This window comes from Streptomyces carpinensis, from assembly GCF_002154505.1.
Classification (GTDB): domain Bacteria; phylum Actinomycetota; class Actinomycetes; order Streptomycetales; family Streptomycetaceae; genus Streptomyces; species Streptomyces carpinensis.
Genome location: NZ_MUBM01000305.1, coordinates 1 through 19,655, shown reverse-complemented (window position 1 = coordinate 19,655; position 19,655 = coordinate 1). Strand labels below are relative to the sequence as shown.

14 protein-coding genes are annotated in these 19,655 nt (G+C 64.7%); 10 read left to right on the top strand and 4 right to left on the bottom strand.

The window, feature by feature from the left end; translation table 11 throughout:
* The first annotated feature begins 534 nt into the window (after positions 1–534).
* Genes BZY54_RS35310 through BZY54_RS35300 form a run of 3 tightly spaced genes read left to right on the top strand, consistent with a single transcriptional unit; the run spans position 535 to position 10,314 of the window.
* Positions 535–4,065: a helicase-related protein gene (locus BZY54_RS35310; protein WP_208640871.1), complete on the top strand. Its 3,531-nt coding sequence runs from the start codon at positions 535–537 to the stop codon at positions 4,063–4,065.
* Positions 4,062–6,833 carry a DUF1156 domain-containing protein gene (locus BZY54_RS35305; protein WP_086729402.1) on the top strand — a complete coding sequence of 924 codons (2,772 nt, stop codon included), beginning with the start codon at positions 4,062–4,064 and terminating at the stop codon, positions 6,831–6,833. Before BZY54_RS35310 ends, BZY54_RS35305 begins: the two co-directional genes overlap by 4 nt.
* A 34-nt stretch (positions 6,834–6,867) precedes the next feature.
* On the top strand, positions 6,868–10,314 hold the full coding sequence (locus tag BZY54_RS35300; protein ID WP_208640870.1) for a DUF499 domain-containing protein: 3,447 nt from the start codon (positions 6,868–6,870) through the stop codon (positions 10,312–10,314).
* Between the two features lie 505 nt (positions 10,315–10,819).
* On the opposite strand, the gene BZY54_RS35295 is transcribed toward BZY54_RS35300, so the two are convergent.
* Positions 10,820–11,206: a hypothetical protein gene (locus BZY54_RS35295; RefSeq protein WP_086729400.1), complete on the bottom strand. Its 387-nt coding sequence runs from the start codon at positions 11,204–11,206 to the stop codon at positions 10,820–10,822.
* A 312-nt stretch (positions 11,207–11,518) separates the two neighbouring features.
* Here BZY54_RS35295 and BZY54_RS35290 point away from each other — a divergent pair, with 312 nt between their 5' ends.
* The gene (locus BZY54_RS35290) at positions 11,519–12,610 is read left to right on the top strand and encodes a toll/interleukin-1 receptor domain-containing protein (protein ID WP_086729399.1); all 1,092 of its coding nucleotides are present in this window, start codon (positions 11,519–11,521) and stop codon (positions 12,608–12,610) included.
* A 101-nt stretch (positions 12,611–12,711) separates the two neighbouring features.
* On the opposite strand, the gene BZY54_RS35285 is transcribed toward BZY54_RS35290, so the two are convergent.
* Complete coding sequence (locus tag BZY54_RS35285) at positions 12,712–13,326, bottom strand: TIR domain-containing protein (protein WP_244217493.1); 615 nt, start codon at positions 13,324–13,326, stop codon at positions 12,712–12,714.
* Positions 13,323–14,249 (bottom strand): DUF4231 domain-containing protein, encoded by a 927-nt coding sequence (locus BZY54_RS35280; RefSeq protein WP_086729398.1) that lies wholly within the window; start codon positions 14,247–14,249, stop codon positions 13,323–13,325. The genes BZY54_RS35285 and BZY54_RS35280 overlap by 4 nt, the downstream gene beginning before the upstream one ends.
* Before the next feature lie 511 nt (positions 14,250–14,760).
* Between BZY54_RS35280 and BZY54_RS35275 the strand changes: the two genes are divergently transcribed.
* Positions 14,761–15,558, top strand: coding sequence for an NUDIX domain-containing protein (locus BZY54_RS35275; RefSeq protein WP_086729397.1), 798 nt, complete (start codon positions 14,761–14,763; stop codon positions 15,556–15,558).
* Here BZY54_RS35275 and BZY54_RS35270 read toward each other — a convergent pair.
* Positions 15,542–16,675, bottom strand: a complete 1,134-nt coding sequence (locus BZY54_RS35270; RefSeq protein WP_086729396.1) for a helix-turn-helix domain-containing protein — start codon at positions 16,673–16,675, stop codon at positions 15,542–15,544. The two genes, BZY54_RS35275 and BZY54_RS35270, sit on opposite strands and share 17 nt — an antisense overlap.
* 346 nt (positions 16,676–17,021) lie before the next feature.
* Here BZY54_RS35270 and BZY54_RS35265 point away from each other — a divergent pair, with 346 nt between their 5' ends.
* The 5 genes from BZY54_RS35265 to BZY54_RS35245 all read left to right on the top strand — a co-directional run.
* A complete protein-coding gene (locus BZY54_RS35265) occupies positions 17,022–17,372 on the top strand; it encodes an SCO3933 family regulatory protein (protein ID WP_086729395.1) in 351 nt (116 codons plus the stop codon).
* Positions 17,373–17,374: 2 nt separating this feature from the next.
* Complete coding sequence (locus BZY54_RS35260) at positions 17,375–18,730, top strand: FtsK/SpoIIIE domain-containing protein (RefSeq protein WP_086729394.1); 1,356 nt, start codon at positions 17,375–17,377, stop codon at positions 18,728–18,730.
* Between the two features lie 85 nt (positions 18,731–18,815).
* Positions 18,816–19,022 (top strand): hypothetical protein, encoded by a 207-nt coding sequence (locus BZY54_RS35255; RefSeq protein ID WP_086729393.1) that lies wholly within the window; start codon positions 18,816–18,818, stop codon positions 19,020–19,022.
* Between the two features lie 2 nt (positions 19,023–19,024).
* Positions 19,025–19,297, top strand: a complete 273-nt coding sequence (locus BZY54_RS35250; RefSeq protein ID WP_143668184.1) for a hypothetical protein — start codon at positions 19,025–19,027, stop codon at positions 19,295–19,297.
* The coding region (locus BZY54_RS35245; protein ID WP_143668183.1) for a DUF2637 domain-containing protein at positions 19,294–19,655 on the top strand (362 nt) is incomplete at its 3' end. The genes BZY54_RS35250 and BZY54_RS35245, both read left to right, overlap by 4 nt.

The following is a 19,655-nucleotide window of genomic DNA, read 5'->3' as shown; positions in this document are numbered from 1 at the left end:
ACGGCTCCGGAGGCCGTTTGGGAGTCCGGCATTGTTGCTGGTCAATGCCCTGTGCCCTGTAGAAAGGCTCGGCCGAGTCCACAGGTGGTCCATGGCCGCCGACGAGTTTTAGTCCGCTGGTGTACGGCCTCCGGCCCGCAGGGCTCCCTTGGATGCAGATGCGGGGGTAGCCCAAGGTTGACAGGGGAAACGGCTCGGAGACGTCTGGCCTGGCATTTTGCCCGCGAGGCAAGATCACAGCTGTAGCACAAGTATCGAATGTGTGTGTACTGTGCAGATAGCGTGTGTCTTCGTCGGGCTCTTCTGCGTGGCGGCGGAGGGGGCCAAGGGATCTTTGCTGCGCGCAGCGTTCCGCTGCCGGTCGGATGGGGGCCCAGACGACGCAAAGTGCCGAGTGATCCCAGTGGAGTTGCGGCGATCGGGGAGTGACCTCGAGGCGCAAAGGGCCTACGCTGATGATGGGATCACCTGACGGTACGTCAGAGGTCCTGCAGGTGAAGTGCTGTGGCTTGGGGAGGGCGACAGATGGGGGGCATGCGTTTGCAGTTGGGGGACCTTGCTCCGGGCATGGTGGTCGGTGGCGTGGTTCCGGGGTCGGATGTCACGATAGTGGCGGTAGAGATGTTCGGGGGGACCGCTGTCCGGCTCACCTACCGTCGTGCGGACGGCTCGGTGGATGAGCGGATCCTCTATGGCGAGGGGGAGAGCGAGCTCACCATCGGCGAGCCCGGGGCGCGCGATCGAGGGTTCGACGCTGACGCTGAGTTGTTTCGTTTGGCTGCCGAGGCTCTGCGCATACGTATGGCTGCCCGCGGAGATGCGATGCTCGCGGTCTCCACGAGCCTGCTGGACCCGCTTCCCCATCAGATTCAAGCGGTTTACAACGAGTTGCTACCGCGTACGCCGCTGCGGTTCCTGCTGGCCGACGACCCCGGCGCAGGAAAAACGATCATGGCGGGCCTGTACGTTAAGGAACTCGCCCTACGCGGAGACCTGGAGCGCTGCCTGATCGTTGCGCCCGGCGGCCTGGTTGAGCAGTGGCAAGACGAGTTGCAAGAAAAGTTCGGCCTGGACTTCACGCTGCTGTCAAAGCAGCTGGTAGAGGCCACCGTGGATGCCAACGTCTTCGACAAGCATCCCAGGCTGATCGCCCGTATGGACGCCCTTGCCCGCTCCGAGGACCTGCAGAGCCGCCTGGCCGAGTCCAGCTGGGACCTAGTGGTCGTGGATGAGGCTCACCGCATGAGCGCTCACTACTTCGGTGCCGAGCTGAAAACCACCAAACGCTACGAGCTTGGCCGTCTTCTTGGCCGGGTCACCAGGCACCTGTTGCTGATGACCGCCACCCCCCATGCGGGCAAGGAAGAAGACTTCCAGCTATTCATGGCTCTGCTGGACGGAGACCGCTTCGCCGGCAAGTACCGGGATGGCGTGCACCAGCACGACGCTTCGGGCCTGATGCGCCGCATGGTCAAGGAGGAACTGCTCACCTTCGACGGCAAAAAGCTCTTCCCCGAGCGCCGCGCCTACACCGTCCCCTACCAACTGTCGTCAGCCGAGCAGGAGCTGTATGAGCAGGTCACCCGCTACGTGCGGGAGGAGATGAATCGCGCCGAACGGCTCGACGGCCGCCGTGGCAACCAGGTCGGCTTCGCCCTGACCGTGCTCCAGCGCCGCCTGGCTTCCAGCCCCGAGGCCATCGCCAAATCCCTGGAACGCCGCCGCCGGCGGCTGGAAGCCAAGCGCGCCGAGCTGCTCGCCCCCCGGCACACCGCCGCACCGGACGCGAGTGGCGCCCCCGTCCCGCCTTACCAGGACACCGCGCTGAGGACCCTGAGCGGGGGCGAGGACGGCCAGAACTGGGACGCCGAGCTCGAGGACCTGACCGGCGCGGAACTGGAAGAGGCAGAGGAACAGGTCGTCGACTCCGCCTCGGCCTCGCTCACCGTCGCCGAGTTGGGGCAGGAGATCGGGCAACTGCGGGAGCTGGAACAGGCCGCCGCCAGCGTGCTGGCCCTGGGCGAGGACCGTAAATGGCGGGAGTTGTCCGGGCTACTCCAGGACAACCCTCACCTGCGTGACGCCGACGGCCGCCCGCGCAAGCTCATCGTTTTCACCGAACACCGCGACACCCTGGAGTACCTGGCCCGCAGGGTCCGTGCCCTGATCGGCCGCGCCGACGCGGTGGTGGCTATCCACGGCGGCACCCCCCGCGAGCAGCGGCGCGCAATCCGCGACCAGTTCAACCAAGACCCTGACGTGCGAGTGCTCCTTGCTACCGACGCGGCTGGCGAGGGGTTGAACCTGCAGCGCGCCCACCTCATGGTCAACTACGACCTGCCGTGGAACCCCAACCGCATCGAGCAGCGCTTCGGCCGTATCCACCGCATCGGCCAGACAGAGGTCTGCCACCTGTGGAACCTGGTCGCCGACAACACACGGGAGGGCCAGGTCTTCCAGCGCCTGCTGGACAAGATCGAGCAGCAGAACAAGGCTTACGACGGCAAGGTCTATAACGTCCTCGGCGAGATCTTCGACGGGCAGCCGCTGCGCGAGCTGCTCGTGCGCGCCATCCGCTACGGCGACCGGCCCGAGGTCAAGGCCCAGCTCGATGAGGTCATCGACGCCCGGGTCGGGCAGCGCGCCGTCGACTTGATCCAGGGCTTGGCGCTCGACGCTCAGGTCATGGGCCTCGAGGACGTCGACGCTATCCGCCTGCGGATGGAAGAGGCCCAGGCCCGTCGCCTGCACCCGCATTACGTGCAGGCGTTTTTCCGGGACGCCTTCGAACGCGCCGGGGGCCGCCTGATGCCTCGAGAGGCCGGTCGGTTCGAGATCACCCACGTGCCGGCCCCCCTGCGCGATCCTGCCCGGTTCACCGGCCTCGGCGGCGCCGTGCAGCGCAAGTACGAACGAGTCTGTTTCGACCGCGACCGCATCAGTGCCCCCGGCAAGCCCCGCGCCGACCTGATCGCTCCCGGCCACCCGCTCTTCGATGTTGTCCTCGACCAGGTCATCGCACAGCACGCCGACCTGCTCAGCCGCGGTGCGATATTCATCGACGCCACCGACGCGGGTGAGCAGCCACGGCTGCTCGTGGCCCTCTCGCAGGAGATCACCGACGGGCACGGTCGCACCGCCGACCGGGCCTTTGCCTTCACCGAACTGCTGCCCGATGGCACTGCCAGGAACGCCGGCCCCGCCCCATACCTGGACTACCGCCCTGCGACACCGGCCGAGGCCCAGGCCGCCCGGGCTCTGCTCGAGCAGTCCTGGCTTCACGACGGCGGCGAAGCCCCCGCCTTGGACTGGGCCATCCGCGAAGCGCTGCCTGAACACCTGCGCCAGGCGCGCGACCGCCTCCTGCCAGCTGTCACCCGCACACGGGCCCAGGTCGAACAGCGCCTGAAACACGAAATCAACTACTGGCACGCGCAAGCCGGAAAACTCCAACAGGATCTCGCTGCCGGCAAACGCGTGCGCCACAAGCCGGACAAGGCCCGAAACTGGGCCGAAGAGCTGGAGCACAGGCGCGCCAAGCGCCTGGAGGAGCTGGACAAGGACGCCTCTCTCCACCCCCGGCCCCCCGTCGTGGCTGGCTGCGCCCTGGTGGTACCGGTGGGCTGGCTCGCCGAGGCCCTGGGTGCGACCGGACCGGCGCCGATGCGGGCAAGCGACGGCTACGAGACCGACCGGCGGGCCATCGCCGCAGTGCTCCGGGCCGAGAAAGAACTCGGGCGCATCCCCGAGGAGATGGCACACAACAACCCCGGCTACGACATTCGCTCACTCACGCCGAACGGTCACCTCATCCACATCGAGGTCAAGGGGCGCCGGGCCGGTGCCCAGGACTTCTATGTGAGCCGCAACGAGGTGCTGGTCGCCAAGAACCGCGGCGACCAGCATCGGCTCGCACTCGTGGCCGTCCACCCCGACGGGCCCGAGCACGATGACCTGCGCTACCTGATCGACGCCTTCGCCGACACCGAGTTCGGCGATCTGAAGACCGAAGGCATCGTCCTGAACTGGCAGGACGCCTGGACCAAGGGAGGAGCTCCGCTGTGAGCGCCGTGAACGAGAGCAACGTGACACCGCGTCGGCGGAAGCTCATCGAGGTCGCCCTGCCCCTGGAGGCCATGAGCAAGGCCAGCAAGGCTGACAAAGACCGCAAGGTCGGCACCATTAAGAACATTCACAAATGGTTCGCGCCGATGCCCACCCCAGCGTGGCGCGCCTTGCTGTTCGCGGCCACCGTGGACGACCCGGAGGACGCCGAGAAGCGCGCCGAACTACTGCGGATCATCGAAGACCTGGTGCCCGCCGACGGCACCGCACCCTCCGCAGAGGCCCTCAAGAAGGCACGGGCGGTCCTGAACGAGCAGGAACAGGAACTGCCCACTGTTCTCGACCCGTTCTGCGGCGGCGGCTCGACCCTGGTAGAAGCTCAACGGCTCGGCTTCCCCACCCTCGCCAGCGACCTGAACCCGGTCCCCGCTCTGGTCACACGCGTGGAGACCCAGCTCATACCTGCCGTGCTTGGCAAGCCCGCGGTCTCCGGACCCGACGGTGGAATCGTGGGCGTCGCCGACGACCCGATGGCCGGGCTTCTCGCCGACATCCAGCACTACGCACGCCTGGTGGAGCAGAAGGTCAGGAAGCAGGTCGGTGATCTGTACGAAACGATGGAGGGCGGCGACATCGTCGCCTGGCTCTGGGCTCGGACCGTTCCGTGTCCAAACCCTGCTTGTGGCATACCGGTTCCTCTGTACAGCTCGCCATGGCTGAGCAAGCAGCAAGGACGCGAGGCGTGGCTACGACCTCTGGTTGATGGCAGGGGCGTGCGGTTCGAGATCGGTACCGGGGCGGCGAATGATGTACCAGAGGCGACCAAACGATCTGGGCGGGGAGGGAAATTTGCTTGCCCTGCTTGTGGGACAGAATTTTCCGAAAAGTACTTGCAGCAGTGTGGAGCAAAGGCGGAGATAGGCCTACAGCTAATGGCCTTGGCGGTAGACGGTAATGGTTGGCGCCGGTTCATCCCGGCGACCAGTCTACCTGTCGAGAATTGGAAAATAACGGCCCCGGGGGACGCGCCAGATATTGAACTCGCCGTAGAAAATAAGAGGAATTTCAACACCCCACTGTATGGCCTACGTCGCCATGCAGACCTGTACACTGCCCGGCAACTCCACATGCTGGGTGCCTTTGCTGACGCGGTAGCAGAGGTGCCGGAATGGGTCACCCAAGACGGTGGCGATGCCGAACAGGCCCTGGCGATCGCGTCAGTGCTGACCATATGTGTTAGCAAGATGGCCCAGTCCAACTCTTCGCAGAGCCGGTGGAGGGTGAGAAGCGGACCGTCAAAGGCTGAGCCCGCGTTTGGCCGCCAAGCGATACCCATGCTTTGGGACTTCGCTGAGACTAACCCGTTCGGAGGCTCGGTCGGCAGTTGGAAAGCGCAGATCAGTAGCATCATCGGTGGATTTAAGGCGCTGCCGCGTGAAGTCAGGGCCGGTCGTGCAGTTCAGGCTGACGCTCGCAAGGCCGGTGCTCTCCTCCCACCTGGCAGTGCCCTCATTGCCACTGACCCCCCGTACTTCGCCCAGATTAACTACGCCGACCTGAGTGACTACTTTTACGTATGGCTGCGGCGAGCCGCTGGTCGAATACACCCTGACTTGTTCGGCACCATGGCCACTCCGAAGACCGAAGAGCTTATCGCTAACCCTTACCGGCACGGCGGCCCAGAGAAGGCACGTCAGTACTTCATTGATGGGTTCGTCGAGGTCTTCTCCTCCTTGAAGCGGGCGTCTCGCTCGGACCTACCCATCGTGGTGATCTACGCACACCGCCAAGAGGAGACCAAGGATGGTGAGCTGTCTTCCTCTGCCTGGGACGCGCTTTTGGAAGCAATGGTCGGTGCTGGGATCAGCGTGGTCGGAACATGGCCGCTGCACGCAACGAATAGCACGCGCCAGGTCGGCCAGGGCGCAAATGCCCTTGCGTCATACATCGTGATGATCTGCCGTCCCCGCATGGAGAACGCGGGATCGACTGATCGCCGCAGCTTCCTCTCTGCGTTGCGTCGGGAGCTGCCTGAAGCGCTCAAGCCCCTCCGGGCGAGCTCTATTCCGGCTGTGGACCTTGCTCAGGCGGCGATCGGCCCAGGCATGGCGATCTTCTCCCGCTATGCGAAGGTGACCGAGCCAGACGGTACCCCAATGCGGGTGCGTGCCGCCTTGTCGATGATCAACGAGGTGCTCGGAGAAGTGCTGTCCGAGCAGGAGGGCGATTTCGACACTGACACTCGCTGGTGCATCAAGTGGTTTGAGCAGCACCAGTGGGAGCAAGCGCCGTTCGGTGAGGCCGAGTTGCTTGCCAACGCGCTCAATACCTCCTTGTCCGGTTTGGAGGACGCGGGCGTGGTCAAGGCCCGCGCCAGCAAGACCGAGCTCCTCAAACCTGAGGCACTCCGTGCGTCCTATGACGCCGAGACGGACCACCGCATCTCGGTCTGGACAATTGCTATGCACCTGTTGGGCGTGCTTGAGGGCAAGGGCGCCGGTTCCGGTATTGATGCGGCCGGGGAGCTGCTCGCCCGGGCCCGCACCAGGATCGACAACGACGCGGTTAAGGAGCTCGCCTACCTGCTCTACAGCATCTGCGAGCGCAAGGGCTGGTCGGAGAGCGGTCGATGGTTTAACAACCTTGTCAGTTCCTGGCCCGATCTCCAGATGGCGGCGCGTGCAGCGGAGAAGCAGCGCGGCGCCACGGCTTCCCAGTCGGAGCTGTCCTTCGGCAGCGGCGACGAGGACGAAGACCAGTTGTTCTGACGGTCGCCGCAAGGCGAGGCAGGGGGAGGGGCACGTGCAGGACGACGACACCACGCCCAGTGGGGTACCGGGTGCGGCGGACAGAATAGGCAGGACGGCGAACACGATGGCACTGAGCAACCGCGACCGGATCGGCCGGATGATCGAGCTGCTGCCCGACGGGCTGCTTCCGCTCGTCGAGCGGGAGATGGCCCGGAGGCAGGGCGAGACCTGGTTCGATGACGCTGTTGCGGCGGCCCGGGAGGGCGGCTTCAGTCTGACCTCCAAGCAGGATCCGCAGTTCTTGCTGCAGACCATGCTGCGGAACTGGGCTTCCTACTTCCGCCACGTCCTGCCGCCGGCCGCCCGCAACTACGTCGGCGAGTTGAACGACATCCGCAACAAGTGGGCGCACAACGAGCCCTTCAACTCCGACGACACCGGCCGTGCTCTGGACACCGCAGAGCGGTTGCTGACCGCGGTCGGCGCCGGTAAGGACCTCATCGAGCAGGTGCGCCGCTCCCGGCTGGAGCATCAGCGGGCCGTGATCGAGGCGGAGACCAAGCGCGCCACCCGCGAGGCCGCCGCCGCCCCGGCCGTGGCGGCGGAGGGTCTCAAGCCCTGGCGTGCGGTCCTCACCCCGCATCAGGATGTAGCCCGGGGGGATTTCAACGCCTCCGAGTTCGCTGCCAACCTCGCTCAGGTCGCTCAGGGGGAGGGTGCCCTCGAGTACACCGACCCGGTGGAGTTCTTCCAGCGCACCTATCTGACCGAGGGCTTGCGGGAGCTGCTCGGCAAGTCGCTGCGTCGTATATCCGGCGATGACAATGCCCCACCGACGTTCAACCTCCAGACCAACTTCGGTGGCGGCAAGACCCACTCGATGTTGGCCCTGTACCACCTGTTCGCCCCAGGGCTTCAGCCGCAGCAGCTGCCGCAGGAGATGCACGAGCTGATCGCTGAGGCTCCCTCGGGTCTGCCGAAGCAGTCGGTGCGCCGGGTAGTCCTGGTCGGCACGCATTTCAGCCCGGGGCAGCCGGAGGTCAAGGCCGACGGCACCCGAGTCAACACCCTGTGGGGTGAGCTGGCCTGGCAGCTCGGCGGTCGTACCGGGTACGACATCGTGGCCGAGGCCGACCGTACCGGCACCAGCCCGGGCGCGGCCCTGCAGGATGTGATAGCCGCGTACGCCCCGTGCTTGATCCTCGTCGACGAGTGGGTCGCCTACGCCCGGCAGCTCTTGGACGCCGAGCACCTGCCCGGGGGATCGTTCGAGACCCACTTCACCTTCGCTCAGACCCTCACCGAGGCTGTGCAGGCCGTCTCGGGGGCTCAGCTGATCGTCTCCATTCCTGCTTCCGATGACGGCACCATCGATGCGGATGAGAACGAGATCGGTGGTCCGGCCGGACGACACGCGCTGGAGCGACTGCAGCGCATCCTGCATCGCATAGCCGAGCCGTGGCGGCCGGCGAAAGCCGACGAGTCCTTCGAGATCGTGCGCCGCCGCCTGTTTGAGTCGCCGAGTGGCAGCGCGCAGGCCGACATCAACAAGGTGGCGCGGCTGTTCACCCAGTTCTACGCCGGGCACAAGGCGGACTTTCCCTCGGGGACGGACAGCACCGAGTACGAGAACCGCATCAAATCCACCTACCCGATCCACCCCGAGCTGTTCGCCCGGCTGTACGAGGACTGGTCCACCCTCGAGCGCTTCCAGCGCACCCGCGGCGTGCTGCGGCTGATGAGCGCCGTCATCCACGCACTGTGGCGGGACGGCAACCAGAGCGCGATGATCATGCCGGGTGACATCCCTCTTAACGACCAGCGCGTGGTCGGAGAGCTGACTCATTACCTTGAGGACCGGTGGAAGCCCATCCTCGACGCCGACGTGGACGGCGTGAACTCTACCCCGGTCCAGGTCGACCAGGAGAAGACCTTCCTGGGGGAGCGTGCCATGACCCGGCGCATCGCCCGCACGCTGTTCATGGGCTCGGCTGCCACGCTGAAGGCCGCAACCAAGGGCCTGGACGAGCCGCACGTGCGCCTGGGGATGGCCATGCCCGGCGACAGCATGGGCAACTTCCGCACCGCTCTGAACACCCTGGCCGACCGGTCCACCTACCTGTACTCGGAGGGGGAGCGTTACTGGTACGACACCCAGGCAAGCGTTACCCGGATAGCCAAGGACGAGGCGGACCGGCTGGTCGAGCGCCCTGAGGACGTCTGGGCCGAACTGGTCCGCCGCCTTGGGTCCAATCAGCGCCGCGCCGGCGACTTCTCCGGGGTGCACGTGGCCCCGCAGCACACCGGCGATATCCCCGACACCGACGAGGTGCGCCTCGTCCTGCTGCACCCGCAGCACCACCACACGAAGAACAAGGACGACAGCCCGGCGATGCTCTTCTCCGCCGAGGCCCTCGGCTCCCGCGGGCCGTCGCAGCGCTCGCACCGGAACATGCTGATCTTCCTTGCCCCGGACAAGAAGCGGCTGGATGAGCTGATGGAGGCCGCGCGCGAGTATCTCGGCTGGCGCAAGGTCCTCGGCCGCGCCGACGAACTGGACCTCAACCCCAGCCAGCGCCGCCAGGCCGAGAGTCGCATCAAGGCGGCGGACGAGAAGGTCCACCTACGTGTCGCCGAGACCTACCACTGGGCGATCGTGCCCGAGCAGCGTGAGGACGGGGCGCGTCCCGTGCAGTGGGAGGCCATCAAAGTCGAGACCGGCAAGCCGGATCTGGCTGTGCGCACCGCGGAGCGGCTCAAGCGCGAGGCCCTGCTGTGGCTGCAGCAGGCCCCGGCGCTGCTGCACCAGAAGCTGACCGGCCCGCTCGCATCCCTGTGGGAACGCGATGGCCACATCAGCGTCGGCCAACTGTGGGAGCTGCACACGCGCTACCCATACATGAACCGGTTGCGGGACCGCTCGGTCCTCGACCGGGGCGTCGAGGACGTCCTGCACATGATCGGCTGGGAATCGGAAGGCTTTGCCCTGGCCGTTGGCTACGACCAGGCCACCTCCCGCTACGAGGGCCTGGTGCTTCCCGACGGCGACGCTCGCTTCGGGCAGATCACCGACTCCACACTCCTGGTCCGGCCGAACATTGCCATCCAGCAACGGCAGGCAGACAAGGCCACTGCTGCCGTACCAGCCCAGAGGACCAGCGAGGACGGGGACGCACCCACAGACACCGCGGCGGCCGAGACTACCTCGGGACTCGGAGTGCACATCCCGGCTCAGACCGGCGAGAAGCAGACCCGACAGCTCGTTATCCGCAACACCCGCTTCTACGCCCGAGCAGTGCTCACCCCGGAGCAGTACAGCAAAAACGCCAGCAAGTACGCCATCGAGATCCTGCCGCACCTCGACCTCGTCGGCTCCGAAGTGGAGATCACTGTAGAGATCCAGGCGAAGCGGCCGGAGGGCTTCCCCGACGACAAGGCGCGCATCCTTACCGAAAACGCGAACACTCTTAAGCTCCAGGCAGAATTTGAATCTGAGTAAGGTGCCGCATCCGTCAGCGCCAGAAGAGGGCAGTGACGTCGTCGATAAGCAAGTTAGGCGGGGTCTCAATGGGCGTGGCAAGTGCTGGCCACTGGGATCAGTAACCGGTCTACTGATCAAGGGTCTCGCCGACCAGCGGGACTGATGAAGCCCACGGCTCTGACTTGCTCAGATGCCGTGGGCTTCTGTCGTTGTGGGTGGGTGTCGAGCGTTTTCGCACGCCCACAGACGGCCCCGAGGTGCTGGCGGCTGGCCGGGAACCCGCAAGGAAGCGGTGTCGTAAAAATCGGCTACGTTGCACGGATGGCTGGCACGGATTTCGTTGAGCGCCCTTCCACGGCCCCGAGGCGGTGCGGAGGGCGTTCGTGCGTGAGCACCGCATTAGGAGTTCGATCCGAGGCGTCTCCATGGCCGTCTGACCAACGGGACATGTTCCGTCGAGGAACGCGCCCGACCGCTGCTGTCCACTGTCGTTGATGTCAGGCGTGGATGTCAGCGAGCCCCGCTACCAACCTCCGCCGAACAGCGGCTGCAAGGTGGACGCCACGCCTGACGTCACAGCGAGGATGCCACCGAGGCTCGCCAGTGTGGTGGTCGCGTTCTGGAACAGCTCTTGCCTGAGCCGTGCCCATCGAGCACTCCAGAAGAGCATCTTGAGCTTCTGCCACTTGTGCTGGCGAAGGTGGCAGCCCATGAGAACTCCGTGACTGTTGTTGCGGCATGTGCCGCCACGTCCCTCGGCCCCGCACCAGACGGGCACGTTGAAGAAGAAGTAGAAGGCGCTGACTCCGGACAGGACCAGGAGCACGACCGGCCCGAAGTCGAAGGTCAACCAGCCCGCGACCAGCACCGCGAAGACAAACCAACCCCAGTACTTCCCGAATGATTTCATGCGCGCCGATGATCCAGCCACGCCGGCACCAGGGGAGCGGCGCGACGGGGGCGCACGGTAGCAACGCATGGGCGCGGTCGGCAGAGCCCGTACCAGCGAGTGACACGACGGTCCGTTCCTGTCCGCCACAGTGCGTGGAAGTTGCTACGTACTTGGACACTTATCTAATGCGCCAGCTGTGCACCCGGGTACGCTTTAGGGAGCCCAAGTCGACGGCATTCACGAACCAAGGCCGCACGGCGAGCCGCTACTTGCTTCCGTCGATGGCCGTAATCAGGATGTGCATCTCGAAGGGTGAGTCTGGGAGGGAATATGGGCAAGAAACCAGTGTTCAGATCAGCAGAAGAAGTTATCGAGGCCTACAGGCAGGGTCGTCGGGACTTCAAAAATATTAGGCTAACTGATGCTGACTTCTCGCGAGTGGACCTGGGCGGCGCATCCTTCTTTGGTGCTTCTCTAAAGGGTGCTAATTTTTCGGATGCGCATCTGACTCACACGCAATTCAAGGCTGCCGATTTGGAGCAAGCAAATTTCAGCCGCACTGCCTTCAACGCTACGGATTTGATTGGCGCCTCTTTCGTAAGGGCGATCATGTTTCGTGCGGATCTAACAGGCGCGGCGCTAAACCGTGCCGACCTTACCGGAGCAGACTTAAGGCATGCCCTCCTTGGAAATGCCAGAATAACAGATGCGGTACTGGATGATGCTCTGTGCGAAGAAATTCATTTGGGCAGCACGAATCTTGCCGATACGGACGTACGTGTTCTATGCGACGCTGAAAGGATAGAGCACGGCGGCCCATCTAATATCGACGCTCGCACAGTAATGAAGTCCTACAAGCACCCCCGGCTTAAGCGATTCATGAGCGAATGCGGCGTCCCTTCTCTTTTTGCGGAGTACATGATCGATTGCGCTCGCGCCCTGGGCGATTCTCTAATAAGGAGACTTATGCAAAGCACGTTCATTAGCTATGGCGGACCTGACGAAGCGTTTGCGAGGAAGCTCTATGAGACTCTTAGAGATCACGGGGTAGTGGTCTTTTTCTTCCCGGAGTCGGCCACCCTTGGCGAACGTATCGACAACGAAATATACCGTCGGCTTGCCGAGCACGACAGGGTCATTCTAGTTTGCTCTGAGGCATCACTGAATCGCCCTGGCGTTCTGCATGAAATTCAGGAGACTCTTGATCGAGAGTCGCGGGATGGCGGAGCGACGTATCTTTTGCCAATCATGTTGGATGATTACGTAGTGGATGGCTGGAAGGAAGTACATCCAGTACTAGCCGAGAGGGTGAACCGCCGAGTGGTTGGTGACTTCCGGAAAGCGACTCATAGTGGAGCCGACTTTGACGCTGCTGTAGGGCGGTTGATAGACGCTCTCAAAACGGTGCGACCGGTCGTGTAGCGAGGACGCCGGCTTGTCTACGGCGTCCTGAATCCGGGTCTAGCGCGAAGGGGGCCCGTGGGATGCACGAGCCCCCTTGGGCTGCGCATGGTCCGCACAAGTCACGGACAGTAGGAATTGATCTTCTTCCGGGCACGGCTGTTGCGGATGAGCCGATCCCTAGTTTGTCGGCCATCAAAAGCGTCCTGTATCCAGCTTTGCAGTGTTGAGCCACTGCTCGGGTACGTATAGTACCGCGCATACCCGATGTCTTTTCCGTCCTGCCTGATTACATTGTCATTTGCCCTGGCCGGAAGAGCGCCTCCAGTGCGCTTACCTGAAGGCAACTGAATCGCCATCAGCCCGTTCAGGCGATTCACCTTGTCCTTACGTAGAGAACTGTAGATCTCCCAATCCACGAACTTCCTAGCCCAAGTGCACTTTCCGACCATAACTATCGTCACAGTCGAGTTAGCAAGGTATTTGCTTCTGATTCGATCCATGATGTAATCATTATCTTCGCTTTCGATCACTGGATCATCTTCTGAGACTCCAATGGCTCGTGGAATGAAATAGCTGCCGAATGATTCGACGAACGCGAGTACCTCTTCCGCGTCCACTGCGTGATAACTGAGAAAACACTTATGGCGAACTGGTGAGTCTGCCTTGAATTCAAGCTGCCGAGATATATCGGTCAGGCGAGCTTGGGCGACCATGTTTTGGTATCCGAGATTCATCCATTACTCCTTGCGGCCCTGAGTCCCACTCTGCGAGCCAGCCACATGGTGTGCTCGCGACTGATAGCTTGCTCGGCAGAAATCACGTAGTCTGACCATTTATCTTGGTCTGAGATGCTTTCCCCCGTCGCTCGAACAAAGCTGAGCTCGGCTGAGGTCAGCGAGTACGCCGAAGACAGGTTGTCGTATTGCTTAACCTCCAACCAGGCACCTCCAGCGGCGATCGCTGCGGCGATGGCGCCTTCTGCATCGACCGGAGAGAGGTTCAGAAGCGTTGCGACAGTCGCAACGACTCCAAGGATTTCAAATGAGATTAGAGTCAATCGCCAGCGCTGCGAATTCTTCTCGTTCTCTTTAGCCTTGCTCTCGTACCATGACTGCTGATCTGATACGCGCAATTCTAGGTATGCCGCTTTGCGGTACGATAGCTCGGACTCCCTGATTTGGCGCATCCTCGGCGTGACCTGGGTTATGCCGGCGGATAGCCCCGGTAGGCTCGGAGAAGACTCTCTGAAAAGATCCTGAATCCGAGCTAGCAAAACCTCTTCGGCTCTGTCGGATGGCAAGGTGGCTGGGAAAGGGTCGGCTATCGCCATATATCGCCAAGCAAGAGTCTTGACAGACTCGGCTAGTGCTCTTCCGTGATACCAACGATCTTCCGGCCTATCTCGCAAGAGATGCACCTCAAGCGACAGGGCAACGATAAAAGAGACTAGAGCCATGCCCGTGAATATCTTGGCGGGCCAGGTTCCATCCCTACTACTGGCTGCGAAAATTCCGGCGACAGCTGCCAAGACGGCCAACTGGAGTCGCCCGCGAGTCCAGCGTAGATATTCTTTTTGCGACTGCTTAGAGATGTCGTCAGCCGACTTGAATACCCCTGGCAACTCGGCCTCGGCTAGAGGTAGTTGAGGCAGCGGCACATGGTTCCCCTTCTGGCGGCGCGACTTGAGACCTTAGGTTAGCGCCTCCCATGCCATGGCTGGACCGTACACGAGAAGTTAGCGGGCGGTGGAACGGCTTTGGGCTGGAGCTGCTTTGGCGCGAGTGATCATGGCCCATTACGCTGGCCCGCGGATCGGGCAGGTTTGTGAGCCTGCCCGTTAGTGCCCGATCTTGGGCCATGATCTTCGAGGCTCGCGCCAAAGCGGCTGCCTAAAGCCGTGGAGCCGACCGCCCCAGCCACAGAGGGTTTCCTCCATCTATGCCCCGCAGTCGCCAGCGCGCCGCCGGGCGCGGCCAGCCGGGGCGAAGACAGGAGGCAGGCCGCGCCGCAGAGGCGGCGCGCGCCCGCGCCGTGCGCGGGCCTTGATGATGTAGAGAAACTTCCACCGCGCAGCATGGATGATCGTCAACAGGGCGGTACTCACGATGTAGCTACACGGCTAGGCTGGTGCGCTAACGGATGCAAGCTAGAGGGAGCGTGCTCATCGGATGGGACCGAAGTCGGAGCGGGTCTACCGCACGATTCGTGAGTGGATCTCGTCAGGCAAGTACCTACCCGGGGCCAAGCTCCCCTCTGAGCGCACTCTCTCCGAAGAGCTGAGCATCGGCCGGACGGCTCTCCGACAGGTGCTGGCGAAGCTCGTGAACGAACGTGTCATCGAGGTGCACGGCCGAAGTTCCTACCGTGTGCCTGATCGCTCTGTGACCACTCAGGCGCCGGTGGACTTGGAGCCGTGGCAGATCCACGGTGAGCGGACGATCTATGACAACCGCTGGGTGAAGCTGAGTCTTGTCGACGTGGAGCCGCCTGGGGTCGAGAGGTTCGAGCATCACGTGGTCCGGCTGCACCACGTTGCAGTCGCCGCCGTTGTAGACGATCAAGATCGTGTACTCATGCTCTGGCGCTATCGCTTCGTCCCGGAGTCGTTCGGCTGGGAGCTCCCGGGCGGCATCGTGGATGAGGGCGAAAACGCTGCTGAGGCTGCTCTGCGCGAGGTGGAAGAAGAGACCGGTTGGCGGCCAGACTCGCTGGAACACGTGGTGACCTATCAGCCCATGGTCGGCATGGTCGACTCGCCTCACGAGATCTTCGTGGGGCGCGGGGCGAAGCTCGTGGGTGAGCCTTCCGACGTTGAAGAGGCCGGCCACGTGGCTTGGGTGCCGCTTGCAGACATCCCGAGGCTTATGGAGCGCGGCGAACTCATGGGCTCTGGAACGCTTGTAGCGCTCCTTCACGTCCTCGCCTCACGTGCGACTGGAGCCGCGTCGCCTACAGCCGCTGCGTGAGCCGCTCGATGCGGCGGCGGTAGCGTACGGACCCGGTTCGGCTTGCTATCAGCCGTGCCTGTTGCAGGTGCTCGTGGGCTTGGTCGTACTCGCCACGCGCCAGGTGAGCCTGCGCGAGATCACAGCGGAGTCCGGCCGAGGCCCGGATGAACGTCGGATCGGACGCCTCCAGCCCTGCGTACAGGCTTTCGGTTGCTTCGTCGTCGCCAAGTAGCGCGAGGGAGTGACCGCGCCAGCGAACAAGGTGGCCTTCGTTGAGGAAGATGCTCAACATGTCGGGGTCTCGGGCTTCCCCACCCGGCGGAAGCAACCGAGCTGCGTCGTCCAGCGCGCGGCGGCAGTCATCCGGCAACCCCGCTTCGGCGCAGATTTCCGCCTCAGCCGCATATAGCCAGGCGTGCAGGCGCGGTGACATCACCTGACTGCCGATGCGCCGCGCATTCCGCACGAGTTCGAGAGCTACCGCGGGCCGACCGGCCTCGCAAAGCACGTACGCCTGCTCGGCTGTAGCGTGCGCCAAGTACATGGGCTCGTCGGCCTCCTTGGCTGCTCGCTTGCCTAGCTCGTAGTGCCTCCAGGCTCGCTCCACGGCGCCAACGTCGAGGGCCTGCCAAGCTGCGAGCGTTGCCGCGCCGGCTAACGCGCGGGCAACTGGGCGGCGCGTTTCCGGAAGCACGGCGAAAGTCAGCGCATCTTCCAGCGTCGCCAGGTGACCGGTCATCTGGTCGATGAGACTTGCAGCTCCCATCTGGCGGTCGACCGTCCGCAGCAGCTCCGTCTGGTCCATGAACGTCTTGACCATGGTCAGGCTGACGCTCCGAGCGGCGTCAATGCGGTTCATGAGCTCGTCGTATCCGTCGGCCTGGGCTGTGCCGGTTGGTACGACGTGACGCCCGTACAGCTCATCGTCTGTGACGCCGAGCAAAACTCGGAGGATCTTGGCGTAGCGCTCGCTGATCGGCCGCTTCCCGTTCTCCCACTCTGAGACGTAGACGCGCAGACTCGCCGTCGACGCGACCGCAAGCTTGTGCTGACGCGCATACCGCTCGATCTCGCGAACAAGTCGCTCCTGCGACCACTCACGCGCGTTCCGCACCATCCGGAGTCCGCTGGTCACCTGCACCACCCTGCATGCGATTTCTGAGCCGTAACACCAGCATGCCTCACATCGGCGCAGGTCGGGAGGGGTTAACACAACCCCTAACTGTGCGGTCGTGAACTTCTGTTGCCTACCGAGGCGTTGAGTGGCGCGCTTCCCTAGAAGAGTCGCAGGACAGCGAGTTGAGGAAGCCAGTCGGCGACACCCCGTTGACAACTGGTGCGCACCAGATGCAACCTACTGGTGCGCACCAGTTGGGAGCGTAATCGCGTAGGCATCTGCCTGAGCCCAACCTCAGTTCAGGAGCGGCGACCCACCGCCAAGCAAGTACGCCGCCCCCGACCCTCTGAAGGGAAACCCCATCATGCGTCAGATCCCCGTCGAGACCTCCGGTGCGACCGTGATGGTCGCCAAGACCCCGCAGCCCAAGGTCAAGGACCGCCGTACCGGTGAGATCGCCACGGACGCCGAGACCGGCGCGAAGCTGATGACCGTGGACGTGATGTTCTCGGCGAACGACGAGGTCGAGATCCTGTCCATCACCGTCCCCGAGCCGGGCATCTCCGGTGAGCTGGCCATGGGCACCCCGGTCGCGCTGACCGGTCTGATCGCCCGGCCGTGGGAGAACGAGTTCAACGGCCAGAAGCGGCACGGGATCGCCTTCCGCGCGGTCGCGGTCACCTCGCTGGTCGACACCTCCGCGAAGGCGGCCTGATCATGACCGGCTTCACGGTCGCGCTGGTGCTGGTCGTCGCCGCTGCGGGTCTCCTGCGGTGGCGGCGCCCCGCCTGGTACTGGCTCACCTTCGGCGTCACCCTCGCCAGCCTGCGGGTCCTGGTCCGCTACGCCACGGTCATGGACGCCTGCGGCCTCACGGTCCCGCCCTCCCGCTGGCGCCTGGCCTTAGCCCGGGCCACCAACCGGCCCGCGCCGGAATCCCGCCCGCCGCGCATCCTGCGGCTGCGGCCGACCCGGACCGGCCTGGTCCTGCGGCTGAAGCTCCGCCCCGGCCAGGACGCCTTCGACGTGGCCGCCGCATCCGACCGGCTCCGCCACTCCTTCGCCATGTACGGCGTCACCTCACGCGAGCTGCGCTCCGGCGTGGTCGAGGTGCGGATGACCGGCTACGACGTGCTCAAGCGGGTGCAGATGCCCGCCAGGACCGACACCGGTTCGATGCGGGTCCCGGTTGCGCTGCGGGAGGACGGTTCTGTCCACTACCGGGATTACCGGGCGATACCCCACGCCCTCACCCTGGGCGCCACCGAGTCGGGCAAGTCCGTCTATCAGCGCAACCTCGTCGCCGGGCTCGCCCCGCTGGACGTGGCCCTGGTCGGCATCGACTGCAAGCAGGGTGTGGAGCTGTTCCCGCTGGCCCGTCGGTTCTCCGCACTGGCCGACAACCCCGACACCGCCGCCGAACTCCTCGACGCCCTCGTGACGCGCATGGAAGGCGTCTACCAGGTCATCCGTGCCGAGCAGCGCATCACCGCCGATGTGCCGGATGCGGAGATCGCCGCCGGCATCTGGGACCTGCCCGACCACCTGCGGCCGACTCCGGTCGTGGTCCTGGTGGATGAGGTGGCAGAGCTGGCCCTGTTCGCGAGCAAGGAGGAGGAGAAGCGGCGCGACCGCATCGTCACCGCCCTGGTCCGCCTTGCCCAGCTCGGCCGGGCCGCCGGCATCTACCTGGAGATCTGCGGGCAGCGCTTCGGCTCCGAACTCGGCAAGGGCATCACCATGCTCCGCGCCCAGCTCACCGGCCGCACCGCCCACCGCGTCAACGACGAAACCTCAGCGAACATGGCCTTCGGCGACATCTCCCCGGACGCCGTCCTGGCCGCCATCCAGATCCCCGCCGAGATGCAGGGGGTCGCCATCGCCGGTGACTCGACCGGGGGATGGCACCGCATCCGTGCCCCGCACACCTCGCTGCGGCAGGCCGTGAACACCTGCAACCGCCACGCCGACCGCACCCCGGAGCTGCCCGAGCTGGCACCCTTCCGGCCCGTCCTGCCCGGCACCGCCCAGGCTCCGGTCCCGCTGTCCAAGACAGCCCCGGCCACGGCCTGATCTTCCCCCTGTTTTCCGGTCGGCGTGACCGTCTTCGCGCCAGGTCCCTATCCCAGCCATGCCTGATGAAGGGAGACAGCCCGTCATGTGCCCCGACTGCGAGGACTTCGCCCGCACCGTGCTCCTGCTGGGCCAACTCGCCCTCTACGCCGACACCACCGGCGCCGACCTCGACTTCGTCAACGCCATCAGCCCCTCGCTGGCCGTCTCGCTGCCCGAGCCGCCGCCCGGCACCTTCCCGCCCGGCTACGACCCGAACAAGGGCCCCGACTACCCCGGAGAGGGGCGGTGAAGATGTCAGAGTCGCTGACCGGCCTGGACGATCTCACCCCGGACGACTTCCTTCGCCAACTGGCCGCCCTGCGCGAGCAGCGAGAGCAGATCGACCGGCGTATCCGCGCCCACCTCGCCTACGCGCGGGAGTTCACCGGTCCTCGGCCCTACACGCTGGCCTCGCTCGCGTCGGCGGCCGGACTGTCGATCTCCGGGGTCCGCACCGCATACTCCTCCGCTGACTGCGCGGTGGTGGCTCGCTGCCTGGGGCGTCCCCCGCGGGGGCAATCATGACCAGGCCCAACCGCCCCGCTCTGCGCGTCGACGCGGTCCTGGTCCAGGCCGTCATCGCCGGAGCCCTGTCCTTCGCCCACCTCCACGACCTCGCCGCCGCTGCCGGGCAGAACGGGTGGAAGGCCTGGGCCTACCCGGTCAGTGTCGACCTCCTCCTGGTCGCCGCCTGGCGACGACTCCGCAACGACGGTCCGTCTCGGCTGGCCTGGTCCTGGTTCCTGATTGCCCTGTTCGCCTCCCTCGGCGCGAACATCGCCACCGCCGGATTCCTCGACCTGGCCGACCCGCCCGGCCTGCTCCGCCTCGGCATCGCCGGATGGCCCGCCCTCGCCTTCCTCGGCGGCACCCTCCTCGCCCA

Excerpts from the sequence above, each read along its gene's own strand:
- BZY54_RS35310 (WP_208640871.1), top strand. The coding sequence starts at position 535 with ATGCGTTTGCAGTTGGGGGACCTTGCTCCGGGCATGGTGGTCGGTGGC.
- BZY54_RS35295 (WP_086729400.1), bottom strand. The coding sequence starts at position 11,206 with ATGAAATCATTCGGGAAGTACTGGGGTTGGTTTGTCTTCGCGGTGCTG.
- BZY54_RS35290 (WP_086729399.1), top strand. The coding sequence starts at position 11,519 with ATGGGCAAGAAACCAGTGTTCAGATCAGCAGAAGAAGTTATCGAGGCC.
- BZY54_RS35285 (WP_244217493.1), bottom strand. The coding sequence starts at position 13,326 with ATGAATCTCGGATACCAAAACATGGTCGCCCAAGCTCGCCTGACCGAT.
- BZY54_RS35275 (WP_086729397.1), top strand. The coding sequence starts at position 14,761 with ATGGGACCGAAGTCGGAGCGGGTCTACCGCACGATTCGTGAGTGGATC.
- BZY54_RS35265 (WP_086729395.1), top strand. The coding sequence starts at position 17,022 with ATGCGTCAGATCCCCGTCGAGACCTCCGGTGCGACCGTGATGGTCGCC.
- BZY54_RS35260 (WP_086729394.1), top strand. The coding sequence starts at position 17,375 with ATGACCGGCTTCACGGTCGCGCTGGTGCTGGTCGTCGCCGCTGCGGGT.
- BZY54_RS35255 (WP_086729393.1), top strand. The coding sequence starts at position 18,816 with ATGTGCCCCGACTGCGAGGACTTCGCCCGCACCGTGCTCCTGCTGGGC.
- BZY54_RS35250 (WP_143668184.1), top strand. The coding sequence starts at position 19,025 with ATGTCAGAGTCGCTGACCGGCCTGGACGATCTCACCCCGGACGACTTC.